This is a genomic window from Streptomyces sp. NPDC020807, assembly GCF_040641575.1.
Classification (GTDB): domain Bacteria; phylum Actinomycetota; class Actinomycetes; order Streptomycetales; family Streptomycetaceae; genus Streptomyces.
Window position 1 is genome coordinate 439933 of record NZ_JBFADU010000005.1, and the last position, 11493, is coordinate 451425.

Genomic DNA, 11493 nt, shown 5'->3' on the forward strand with positions numbered 1-11493 from the left:
CGGCGCCCGGGTCAGTGCGCCGCGAGCACCAGGGCGAGGCCGATCAGGGCCGGGACCGTCTGGACGAAGAGGATCTTGCGGCTGGCCGTCGCGGCGCCGTAGACGCCCGCCACGGCCACGCAGACGAGGAAGAAGATCTTCGCCTGGAACCCCACCGGGTCGGCGGCCACCGCGCCCCACACCAGCCCGGCGGCGAGGAAGCCGTTGTACAGGCCCTGGTTGGCGGCGAGGGCCTTGGTCTCCTCGGCGAAGGCGGCGGTGGTACCGAAGGCCGCACGGGCCCGGGGACCGGTCCAGAGGAACATCTCCAGGACCAGGATGTAGACGTGGAGCGCGGCGATGAGCAGCACCACGGTGGTTGCGATGATCGACATGGCACCAGAATCACACGCCGCGGCCCCTCCGGTGGAGAGGCCGCGGTGTGACGCGGCGAGGGGCGGTGGCCCCGTCAGCGCCGGAGCGTCAGCAGGCCCGGGCGGTAGGGCCAGAGGCCGTAGTCGCCGCCGACGTTCGGGTCACGCCCCTGGTAGAGGAACTGCAGGTTGCAGGGGTCGATCGTGAAGGTCTGGTCGGCGGTGGCGCGGATCAGCTCGCCGTGGCTGATGTCGTTGGTCCAGGTGGCGCCGCTGTTGGCCTTGCCCGCGAAGGGGTTGGTCTCGGTGGCGGCCTGGGGCGTCCACGTGCCGTTCAGGCTGGTGGCGGTGAAGGAGCGGAAGAAGCGCTGCTCGTTCGAGGCACGGGCCTCGACGATCATGAGGTACTGGTTCTGGTCCTTGACCTTGTAGACCTGGGGCGCCTCGAAGAGGTTCTTCTCCGTGTCGCTCATGACCGTCGTGTACGAGGAGCCGAAGCTGCTCGGGAAGTTCCCGATCGGCATGCTGGCCCGGTAGATCTTGCCGTTGTCACCGGCGAAGAACAGGTACATGTTCGTGCCGTCGGCGATGAGCGTCTGGTCGATCGGACCGGTGCCGGAGCCGGTGATGGTTCCGGAGAAGAGCTCCTGCTCGGCCGACCAGCCGTTGGGGTTGGAGGGGTCGGTCGACGTCCGGTAGGAGAAGGCGGTCCTGCCCCACTGGTAGGCGAGCACCCAGATGTTCTTCGGCGCGAAGTAGAAGAGCGTGGGGGCGACGACGGAGTTCGTCATGCCGTTCTGGCCGGTGGTGGCCATGTCCGACCAGTTGGTGAAGGGGGTGAAGTTCATCGAGCCCCAGCCCTTGCCCGTGCCCGCGGCTCCGTACGTGGTGGCGTAGACGAGGTGCTTGCCGTTGTAGGGGGCGACGGTGAAGTCCTTGAGCGAGGCCCATTCCGGCCTGGGCTGCGCGAGGGGGCCCGTCGACGACCAGCGGTACGTCGAGGGGAGGGCGCAGGTGCCGGGGGTGGTGCCGCCGGCGACCTTGACGAACTGCCACTGCTGGTTGGCGCCGCCCCAGTCGTCGTACTGGACGATGTTCGCGCCGTCGGCGGTGGAGGCGCCCTGGACCTCCAGGGCCTTGCCGCTGTGGCGGGCGACGAGGCGGACGTGCCCGTCCGCGCTGTCGGCGAGGCGCCACTGCTGGTTGGTGCCGTTGGTGTCGGTCCACTGGGTGATGGCGGCGCCGTTGGCGGTGGAGCTGTTCTGGACGTCCAGGACCTTGCCGGAGTGGCGCGACTTCACGCGGTAGTAGCCGTCGCCGGAGGCGACGAACTGCCACTGCTGCTGGTTCTGGTCGTTCCGCGTCCACTGGGTGATGCGGGCGCCGTCACTGGTCGACAGGTTGTAGACGTCCAGGGCCTTGCCGCTGTTGCGGTTGACGAGGACGTACCAGGCGTTGGTGTCGACGGTGGCCGCGGCCGCCGACGGGGCGGTCAGGAGCGAGGCTCCGAGCAGCAGGGACGACAGGACGGCGAGGACGAGACTCAGGACCAGGGGTGGATGACGAAATCTCATCGGACTTCTTTCTCGGGGGGGTACGGGTGCGGGTGCGGTGCGAGTACGGGTGCGGTCAGGGGTGAAGGGGGAGGGTGTACGGGTGGAGCAGGCCGCACATCCCGAAGAGGGGGGCCTCCGGGCGGTTCAGCCGCTCCACGGCGCCGTCGTCGAGATGCCCGAGGTCCCCGGCCTTCAGGCGCTCCAGCTGACGGCCGGTCTCCTCGGCCGCCGCCAGGGCGCCGTCACGCCAGCGGACCTCCCACGCGTCCAGGAGCTCGCGCTTCAGGAGGTGGGCCGCGGCGTGGAACTCCCGCAGCCCCCCTTCGTCGCGCAGGGTCCGGAACCCCTCGAGCGCCAGGTCCCGGCGGCGGAGCGCCGCCTGGCCGGCATCGCCGGTCAGGGCCGCCGCCGCCCGGTAGGCGTCGGCGTCGGCCAGGACGTGCGCGGGGAAGGTGAACACGGCGTCGCCGGCCTCCGGGAGCCCGCTGTTCTGCATGAGGACGACGAGCCGCAGTCCGCCGCCGTTGACGAGGCGGTGGATGGTGCCGGGGGTGAACCGGACGACGTCGCCGGTCCGCAGCGGCGTGTCGGCGAACCCGGTGGTGGTCAGGGTCTGCACGCTGCCCCGGCCGCCGATGACGACGTACGCCTCCGAGCAGACGAGGTGCATGTGGGGGGTGCCGCCGCAGAGTCCGTCGGCCGCCTCCCACTCGTACACGGTCAGGTCGGAGATTCCGACACCGCCGGGGAGCGGTGTCACCACGGGTGCTCCTCGACGTACCGGGTCAGGCGCGCGCGGTCCCACGCGCCGTCGGCGACGACGATCCGGTAGCGGCGCGCCAGTGTGTCGCCGGGGGCGAGCGGCACCTCCTTCTCGAACGCCAGGGACGGGTTGACGGCGGGGATGGGCTCGCTGCGGACGAACCACTGGCACGGGTGGTCCGGGTCGTCGAGGAACAGCAGGGTGGAGGAGCGGTCGACCTCGTCGTGCGTGCCGACGAAGGCCAGCCAGTCGCCCTGCTCGCCCATGCCGGGACCGATGACGTCCCCGCCGGTGAACTCGCGCGGGCCGCGCCAGAACAGGCCGGAGTATCCGGCGAGTTCCCTTCCCTGCGTGCCGGGGCTGCCGAAGACCAGGTCGGTGCCGTGGACGTTGGTCAGCTCGGTGGTGACCTCCAGGGTCCAGGAGTCGGCCTCGACGTCGCACGCGGTCAGCGTCCGGCGTTCGTCTATCCAGCGCTCCCCCGCCATGGTGTGCCAGGCGAGGTCCTCGGTGACGACGGCCCGTTCGTGGTCCGTGCCGGTGGACACGCCGAGGCTGCGCATCGTGCCGAGGTTCGGCAGGTCGACGTAGCCCTGGCCGCGGAGGTAGGTGCCGCCGCCCCAGAAGTTCTGGCCCGACAGCCAGGAGGCGGTGAACTGGATTCCCTTGTGCCAGCGGTGGTCGTGCGGCCGGTAGCCGGTGACGACCTGGCCGGCGAGGGTGCGCACCGGATGCAGGTAGGGCTTCGGTGCCTCGAACGGGTCCATGACCGGGTGGTGCACGTACCGGAAGAGCTCGGTTCCCCGGGCCCGTACCGTCAGCGCTCCTTCGTTCCGCAGCAGTTCGAGTGTCATCGGAACACCTCCGGGCGTCCCCCGTCGAGCGAGTCGTAGAACGGGTCGCTGGCGTCGATCTCCCCGCGCACGACCGGCCGTCCGGTGATCGCGGCCTTGTACAGGGCCGTGACCAGCTCCATGGTCGGCCTGCCGAGGTCGGGACGGATCCCGGCCTCGTAGCCGTCGAGGAACTCCGCGAGCTGCGCGGTGTGGGAGCTCGGCAGGTCCTCCGGCGGCTCCCACTTCGTGGCGGGCGTCCTGGCGGTGAACGTCCAGTCCGCGTTGGAGTAGCCGTACAGGTGCCGCAGTTCGACCGTGGCGTCGGTGAGGTCGAACCGCAGGTAGCTCTCCTCGCGCGGCGAGAGGACGCTGTTGACGACGGTGGCGACGGCGCCGTTCTCGAAGCGGACCAGGGCCGTGGACACGTCCTCGGTCTGGACGTCCCGTTCGAGGCGGCCGGCCATCGCCCGGACCTCGGCCCAGGGGCCGAGCACCGTCAGCAGCAGGTCCATCTGGTGGATGCCGTGGCCGAGCGTCGGGCCGCCGCCCTCGCTCGCCCAGGTGCCGCGCCACGGCACGTCGTAGTAGGCGTCGTCGCGGTACCAGGCGGTGACGCACTGGGCGACCAGCGGGCGGCCCAGGCTGCCCGCGCCGATCAGCTCGCGCAGGTACCGGGCGCCGGAGCCGTACCGGTGCTGGAACACGGCTCCCGCGGCGGCGGACTCGCTCTCGGCGGCTCGGATCCGGTCGATCTCGGCGAGGGACAGCGCCACCGGCTTCTCGCACCAGACCCACGCGCCCGCGTTCAGGCAGGCCACGGCCTGTTCGGCGTGGAGGAACGGCGGCGTGCACAGGTGCACGACGTCCGGGCGCTGCTCGTCGAGCATCGTGCGCAGGTCGGTGTGGACGGCGGGGATGCCGTGCTCGGCCGCGAAGGCCTCGGCGCGCTCGGCGTCCACGTCGACGGCGGCCACGATCTCGGCCCGGTGCGCCTGGGCCCGGAGGGCGGGGACGTGGCAGATGCCCGCGATCCCGCCCGTCCCGACGATCGCCGTCCTGATCATCCGCCCAGCACCTTCCGGATGGCGTGGTAGGCGGGCTTGGGCTTGAGGTTCTCGTCGTAGGGCAGCGCGGCACCCTCCTCGGGGAAGACCCCGGGGATCCACGAGTACTTGTCCGTGTAGTCCCAGATGGTGACGCCGACGCAGCGCCTGACGTCCAGACAGGCCTTGACGTACTGGGCGTACCAGTCGGCCTGGGTGGCGAGCTTCTCGGCGGTGGCCGGGAGCTGCATCCGGATGTCGAGCTCGGTGACGGCGACGTCGACGCCGAGGTCGGCGAAGCGCTGGATGTTCTCCTTCACGCCCGCGGGGAAGCCGTACTGGAGCGCCAGGTGGCCCTGGAGGCCGAAGCCCTCGACCGGGACGCCGTCGGCCTTGAGCTGCTTGATGAGCTTGTAGTAGGCGTCGCTCTTGGCGTTGATGCCGTCGACGTTGTAGTCGTTCAGGTAGAGCTTGGCGTGCGGGTCGGCCTCGTGGGCCCAGCGGAGTGCGTCGGCGATGTAGCCGGGGCCGAGGGTCTTGTAGAAGACCGACTCGCGGTAGGTGCCGTCCTCGTTGAAGGCCTCGTTGACGACGTCCCAGTGGATGACCTTGCCCTTGTAGTGGCGTGCCACGGTCTGGACGTGCCGCTTGAGGACGGGGCGGAGCTCCTCGGCGGTCCAGGTGCGGTCGGTGAGCCAGGCGGGGAGCTGGCTGTGCCAGACGAGTGTGTGGCCGCGGACCTTCTGGTGGTGGTCCTTGGCGAAGGCCATGACCTCGTCGCCGGCGGTGAAGTCGAAGACGCCGGGCTGGGGTTCGGTGGCGTACCACTTCATGGCGTTGCCGGGGGTGGTCTGTCCGAACTCGCTGCCGAGGATCTTCAGGTAGGCGGCGTCGGTGAACTCGGGGTTGTCGGTGGCCGAGCCGAAGTACTTGTGGTGCTTCTTGGCCAGCTCGGCGAGTGTGGCGGGGCGGGGCTCGGCGGTGGCGGTGGTGGTGCCGAGGCCGGCGGCGACGCAGACCGCGGCGGTGAGGGCGATCAGATGGCGGGACATGGACATGAGCGGCTCCTCGGGTGGTGGGCGGGTCAGTCGAGAACGATCGTGGTGAGCGCGCGCGGGGCGAGCTTCGCCGTGAGGGTCGTGCCGTGGGTGGAGACGACGTCCGCCGGGGTGATCGAACGGGTCTCGTCGGTGACGTAGCCGTCGGGGTGCCGGTCGTGTCCGCCGCGGAGGGTGAATCCGGCGGACTTCTCGGTGGTCGCGGTGTTGAGGATCTCGATGACGCGGGTGCCGTCCGTGTTGCGGAAGGCGGTGACGCTCAGTGCCGGGTCGGCGGTCGTGACCGGCACGCGGACGGCGCCGGGGCGGATGAAGCGGCTGAAGGCGGCGAGCGCCCAGTACCGCTTCGACACCCGGTAGTCGTCGCCGGGGTTGGCGAGTTGGATGAGTCCCCGGGTGGCGCCGAGGGACGCGCCGGTCCAGTAGACGTAGGCGTTGGCGTTGCCGACGGTCAGGGTGTTCTGGATGTCGGCGGCGACGGTGAGGCCGTCGTAGCCGCTGCCGTCGTCCCAGTTCTCGTTCCAGGTGGTGCCGTCCGGCGACCACTCGGACATCCACACGTGCTTGTCGGTGGGCTGCGGGACCGTGGTCGGGCCGCTGTAGCGGTGGCCGGTGACGGTCCGGACGGCCTTGTCGGCCTCCGGGTCCGCCTCGATGGCCTCGGTGAAGGCGACCTGCCGGTCCCAGCCCGCGGCGTCGCAGCAGACGATGCCGGTCTTGAGCCCCGAGGCGCGGACGGTCGGTCCGAGCACCTTCAGGAAGTCGACGGCCTGCTGGGGTGTGAAGCGCATCGAGGCGTAGGTGGCCGTCCAGTCGGGTTCGTTGGTGAACCCGAGGTCGGTGATGTCGATGCCCTCCCGCTGGTAGAACTTGGCGTACTGGACGAGGTAGTCGGCGTAGGCCTGGCGCCAGGCCGGGAGCAGCTCGCCGCCGTTGTTCTCGTTGCCGTTGGTCTTCATGAAGGCCGGCGCGCTCCAGGCGTCGGCGTAGAACCTCTTCACGCCGTAGGCCTTGGCCTCCTTGGCGAGCCAGACCTGACCGCCGTCCCAGCCGTCCCAGACGTACTCGGGGTCGGCGTCCGGCCCGCCGGGGTCGGTGGGAAGGATCGTGGGCATGTGGTCGTAGACGCGGTCGGTCGACGACCCGATGCCCAGGCGCAGGATGGACAGGCCCGCGCCCTTCTCCTTGCTGAGCAGCAGGTCGAGGACTTCGCGCTGCTTGGCGGGGCTCAGGCCGCGGGCCCCGTGCAGCAGGTCGGCCCTCTGGAAGGCCATGGAGAAGCCGAATCCGTCGATGGGCTGGAGTGCTGCCCGGAAGTCGATGACGGGTCCGGCACGGTCGGGCTTGTCGGCCCGGTGGACGTGGTCGGCGGAGGCGGCCTTGTCGGCCCGGGTGGCCGCCGACGGTACGGGTTCGGCGGCGGCCACGTGAGATGTTAGCGCTAACAACGTGACGGCTGTCAAGGCGGTCAGACGTTTCAACGGATCTCCTTGGGACGGGGGTTTCGCACGGGGAGGTCTGTCGCGCGGTACGGATCAGCCCTTGGTCGCGCCGGCGGTGAGGCCGCCGATCAGCTGGCGCTCCGCGACGGCGTAGAAGGCGAGGGCGGGGACCATGGCGAGCACGATGTACGCGAGGACGAGCGCGAAGTCGGTCGAGTACTGGCCCTGGAACTGCTGGACGCCGACCGGGATCGTCTGCAGCTTCGGGTCGCTGAACACCAGGAGGGGCAGGAAGAAGTTGTTCCAGCTCGCGACGACCGCGAGCACGGAGACCGTGCCGAGCGCGGGGCGCGCCATCGGCAGCAGGATCTGCCAGAAGAAGCGGAACTTGCCGCAGCCGTCCATGGTGGCGGCCTCCTCGATCTCCGCCGGGATGGTCCGGAAGAAACCGCGCAGGATCACGATCGTCATCGGGAGCCCGAAAGCCGCCTGCGGGAGAATCACTCCGAGCGGATTGTCGAGAAGACCGAAGGTCCGCAGCATGAGGAAGAGCGGCAGAACGGCCACCGCGAACGGGAACATCAGCCCGATGGTGAAGAGCGTATAGAACAACTCCCTTCCCCGGAAGGCGTACCGGGCGAGGACGAAGGCCGCCATGGCGGAGGCCACGACCGTCACGACCGTCGTGCCGACGGCGATGCCCGCGCTGTTGGCTATCTGCCGCCAGAACATGCCGTCGCCGAGAATTCCGAGGTAATTCCCGACCTTCCAGTGCTCCGGAAGTCCGAACGGGTTGTTCGTCAGTTCCGCCGTGCTCTTGAAGCCGGATATGACGGCGTAGACCAGCGGTACGACGACGAAGGCGGCGATCAGCCAGACCACGGCGTGCAGCGAGAGGCCGCGTACCGTCCGACGGGCGTTCATCGGCCACCTCCCGAGGTGACGGCGCCGCTGAGGTCACGGCGGAGCACGTACCGCTGGTAGAAGAGGGAGAAGACGAGGCTGATCATGAACAGCACGACGCTGATCGCGCTGGCGTAGCCGACCTGGTACCGCTTGAACCCGAACTGGAACATCGCGATGGCCATCGTCTCGGAGGAGTGGTTGGGCCCGCCGGAGGTCATGACCCAGACGAGGTCGAAGAGCTGGATGGACCCGATGATCGACAGGAAGACGCTGATCCGGATCGTCGGGCCGAGCAGCGGCAGCGTGATGTGGCGGAAGCGCTGCCAGGCGCCGGCGCCGTCGATGGAGGCGGCTTCGAGGATCTCGGACGGGATGCTCTGCAGGCCGGCGAGGAACAGCATCATGTGGAAGCCGAAGTACTTCCAGATCATGACGACGAACAGGGTCGGCAGGACCGTCGAGGGGTCGGAGAGCCACTTGCCCTGCAGGCCGTCGAGACCGAAGAGGCCGGCGAGGTGATCGGCCATGCCCGCGCCGGGCAGGAAGATCATCGTGAACAGGACCGCCGTGACGACCTCGGAGAGGATGTACGGCGCGAAGAACAGCATCCGGTAGACGGCCCGGCCGCGGAGCCTCTGGTTCAGCAGAACGGCGGTGAACAGGGCGAACGGCAGCTGCACCAGGACCGACATGAGGATCAGGTAGAGCCCGCGCCACAGGTCCCCGACGAAGACCTCGTCGTCGAACAGCTTGGTGTAGTTCGCGAGACCGACGAAGTCGTCCATGGGGCCGATGCCGCCCCACTTGAAGAAGCCGGTCCAGACGGCGACGACCATCGGGGCGAGGACGAAGACGAGGAAGAGCACCAGGGCCGGGACGAGGAACCAGGCGACCGAGGCCCAGGAGCCCCACCGGCTCAGGAAGGAACGCGCCGGAGGCGGTGCGGGCGGCGCCACGGACCCCTCCGTCCGCTGCCGCTCCTTGGTCAGGGTGGACACGGAGCTAGGCACTCTTCGCAGCCTCGGTGATCGACTCGGTGACCTGCTCGGGGGTCTTCTTGCCCGCTATGAGGTCGGCGACGCTGTCGTTGACCTCCTGGCCGACCGCCGGCGGGTAGGCCTGGTCGAGGAAGAGCTGGAAGCCGGTGGCCTTGACCAGGCTCTCCGCCACGACCTTCTTGTTGGCGTCCTTGAGCTGGCTCTCCGCGCCCTTGACCACCGGCAGGTAGCCGTTGGAGGCGAGGAGCTTGGGCTCGTTGTCCACGGCGAAGAACTTCAGGAAGTCGAGGGCCTCCTTCGGGGCGCCCTTGCGGAGCGCGAAGCCGCTGCCGCCGCCGAACACCTCGGTCGCCTGCCCCACTCCGCCCTCGACGGTCGGGAAGGCGAAGAAGCCCAGGTCCGCTCCGAGGTCGGCGCCCGCGTCCTTCTGCACGGACGGTCCCCACTGGCCCATGAGCTCCATGGCGGCCTTGCCGTTGCCCATGGTCGCGGCCTGGCCGCCGGGGCTGGAGTAGCCGGCGCCGAGGAAGCCCGGCTGGAACGGCTGGAGGTCGACGAGCTCCTTGAGGAGGGCGCCCGCCTTGACGAAGCCGGGGTCGGTGAAGTCCTTGTCGGTCGCCGCCTTCTGCAGGGCGGGGAGGCCGGCGACGCGCATCGCGAGGTAGGCCCAGTAGTAGTGGCCGGGCCACTTCTCCTTGCCCGCGAGGGCGATCGGGGTGACGCCCGCGGTCTTGAGCTTCTTCACGGCGCCGAGGTACTCGGACCAGGTGGCCGGCGGGGTGGTGATCCCGGCCTTGGCGAAGAGCTTCTTGTTGTACCAGAAGCCGACCATGCCGATGTCGTACGGGATCGCGTAGAGGCGGCCCTCGATCTGGTACGCCGAGAGGGAGACCGGGGTGAGCTGCGACGACCAGTCCGCGAGGTCGGTGAGGTCCTCCACGAGGCCCGCGTCGACCTGCTGCTGGAGCACGCCGCCGCCCCAGGTCTGGTAGACGTCGGGGAGCTTGCCCGAGGAGGTGGTGGCGGTCAGCTTGGACTTGAACGCCTCGTTCTCCAGCGAGGTGGTGTTGATCGCGATCTTCGGGTGGGCCTTCGTGAACGCCGAGGAGATCTCCGGGAAGAGGGACTTGCCCGGCTCCGTGGTGGCGATGTTCCACCAGTCGAACGCCACCTTGCCGTCGGCCGCCGCCCCGCCGCCCGATCCGCCGGACCCGCAGGCCGCCGTCAGGGGGACGGAGAGGGCGGTCAAGCCCGCGAGCGCCAGGAAGCTGCGTCGGCTCGGGGTGGTGCTGGCCATGGGACCTCCGTGAAGGGGAAGCGCTCGAAAACTTTTCGAAACACTCTCGAATTCGTGGTGCCACAACCTAGGAACGACGGGCATCCCGGTCAAGACTTCTCACCGATTTATCTCGGAAACCCGGCGGCAACAAAGGGCTTGACAAGCCGTCACGCCACCCAGAAACTCTTCGAAAGTTTGCGAAAAGCTGTCGGCGTCCGACGGCGTCGAAAGGGAGAGAAGTTGAGCGAGCAGCGTGCGACTCTGGCCGTCATCGCCGCGGAGGCGGGGGTCTCCCAGGCCACCGTCTCCAAGGTGATCAACGGCCGCTCCGACGTCGCGCCCTCGACCCGGGAGCGGATCGAGGGCCTGCTGCGGTCGCACAACTACCTCCAGCCCGGCCGCCAGAACCGGGCCCGCCGATCCGGTCTGGTCGACCTGATCATCGGGGGCCTGGACAGCGCCTGGGCGGTCGAGATCCTGCGCGGCGTCGAGGCCGAGTGCGCCCAGCGGGGCGTCGGCACGGTCGTGTCGCTCGTCCCGCCCGGCGAGGCCACGCCGTCGAGCTGGTCCGCGGTGCCGGTCCAGCACCACAGCGACGGCGTCATCCTCGTCACCGCCTCGGTCACCGAGGCGCAGCGCGCCCAGGTCGAACGGGGCGGGGTGGCTCTCGTCGTCATCGACCCCATCGACATGCCGGACAACGGTGTCCCGAGCATCGGCGCGACCAACTGGGCCGGCGGACTCGCCGCCACCGAGCACCTGCTGGAGCTGGGACACCGCCGTATCGCCGCGATCGGCGGGCGCAAGGAGATGCTCTGCAGCCAGGCCCGCATCGACGGCTACCGGGCCGCTCTGGAGCGGGCCGGGATCGAGGTCGACCGCGACCTCATCCGCTTCGGCGACTTCCAGCACGAGGGCGGCTTCCGGTGCGCGCGGGAACTCCTCGCCCTGCCCGAGCCCCCGACCGCCATCTTCGCCGGCAGCGACCAGCAGGCGATGGGGGTCTACGAGGCCGCCCGGCAGGTCGGGCTGAGCATCCCGCGGGACCTCAGCGTGGTCGGCTTCGACGACCTGCCGATGTGCGAATGGCTGTCACCGCCGCTGACGACGGTGCGTCAGCCACTGGAGGAGATGGGCCGGCTCGCCGCCCGCGCCCTGTTCCAGCTTCTGGAGGACCAGCCCCTGGTCAGCCCCCGGATGGAGCTCTCGACCGAACTGAAGGTCCGCGTCTCCACCGCCCCTCCCCGTCTCTAGGAGAA

Annotated in this window: 11 protein-coding genes; 1 reads left to right on the forward strand and 10 read right to left on the reverse strand. The window is 69.6% G+C overall.

Annotated elements, in window-relative coordinates:
* Positions 1–11 precede the first annotated feature (11 nt).
* From AB0G79_RS12060 to AB0G79_RS12105, 10 genes are all read right to left on the reverse strand, one after another.
* On the reverse strand, positions 12–374 hold the full coding sequence (locus AB0G79_RS12060) for a DUF1304 domain-containing protein (RefSeq protein ID WP_360804190.1): 363 nt from the start codon (positions 372–374) through the stop codon (positions 12–14).
* 74 nt (positions 375–448) lie between these two features.
* Positions 449–1927, reverse strand: a complete 1479-nt coding sequence (locus AB0G79_RS12065) for a non-reducing end alpha-L-arabinofuranosidase family hydrolase (protein ID WP_360804193.1) — start codon at positions 1925–1927, stop codon at positions 449–451.
* Between the two features lie 55 nt (positions 1928–1982).
* Entirely contained in the window at positions 1983–2672 is a 690-nt protein-coding gene (locus AB0G79_RS12070; protein WP_360804196.1) for a cupin domain-containing protein, read from the reverse strand.
* On the reverse strand, positions 2666–3526 hold the full coding sequence (locus tag AB0G79_RS12075; RefSeq protein ID WP_360804199.1) for a PmoA family protein: 861 nt from the start codon (positions 3524–3526) through the stop codon (positions 2666–2668). The genes AB0G79_RS12070 and AB0G79_RS12075 overlap by 7 nt, the downstream gene beginning before the upstream one ends.
* Complete coding sequence (locus tag AB0G79_RS12080) at positions 3523–4572, reverse strand: Gfo/Idh/MocA family oxidoreductase (RefSeq protein ID WP_360804202.1); 1050 nt, start codon at positions 4570–4572, stop codon at positions 3523–3525. Before AB0G79_RS12080 ends, AB0G79_RS12075 begins: the two co-directional genes overlap by 4 nt.
* Complete coding sequence (locus tag AB0G79_RS12085) at positions 4569–5609, reverse strand: endo-1,4-beta-xylanase (RefSeq protein WP_360804205.1); 1041 nt, start codon at positions 5607–5609, stop codon at positions 4569–4571. Before AB0G79_RS12085 ends, AB0G79_RS12080 begins: the two co-directional genes overlap by 4 nt.
* Before the next feature lie 26 nt (positions 5610–5635).
* Positions 5636–7036, reverse strand: a complete 1401-nt coding sequence (locus AB0G79_RS12090) for a glycoside hydrolase (RefSeq protein ID WP_360804208.1) — start codon at positions 7034–7036, stop codon at positions 5636–5638.
* 108 nt (positions 7037–7144) lie between these two features.
* Positions 7145–7975, reverse strand: coding sequence for a carbohydrate ABC transporter permease (locus AB0G79_RS12095; RefSeq protein ID WP_360804211.1), 831 nt, complete (start codon positions 7973–7975; stop codon positions 7145–7147).
* A complete protein-coding gene (locus tag AB0G79_RS12100) occupies positions 7972–8877 on the reverse strand; it encodes a sugar ABC transporter permease (protein ID WP_360804324.1) in 906 nt (301 codons plus the stop codon). The genes AB0G79_RS12095 and AB0G79_RS12100 overlap by 4 nt, the downstream gene beginning before the upstream one ends.
* Before the next feature lie 82 nt (positions 8878–8959).
* Entirely contained in the window at positions 8960–10252 is a 1293-nt protein-coding gene (locus AB0G79_RS12105) for an extracellular solute-binding protein (RefSeq protein WP_360804214.1), read from the reverse strand.
* A 222-nt stretch (positions 10253–10474) separates the two neighbouring features.
* Here AB0G79_RS12105 and AB0G79_RS12110 point away from each other — a divergent pair, with 222 nt between their 5' ends.
* The gene (locus tag AB0G79_RS12110; protein ID WP_360804217.1) at positions 10475–11488 is read left to right on the forward strand and encodes a LacI family DNA-binding transcriptional regulator; all 1014 of its coding nucleotides are present in this window, start codon (positions 10475–10477) and stop codon (positions 11486–11488) included.
* Positions 11489–11493: the final 5 nt, after the last annotated feature.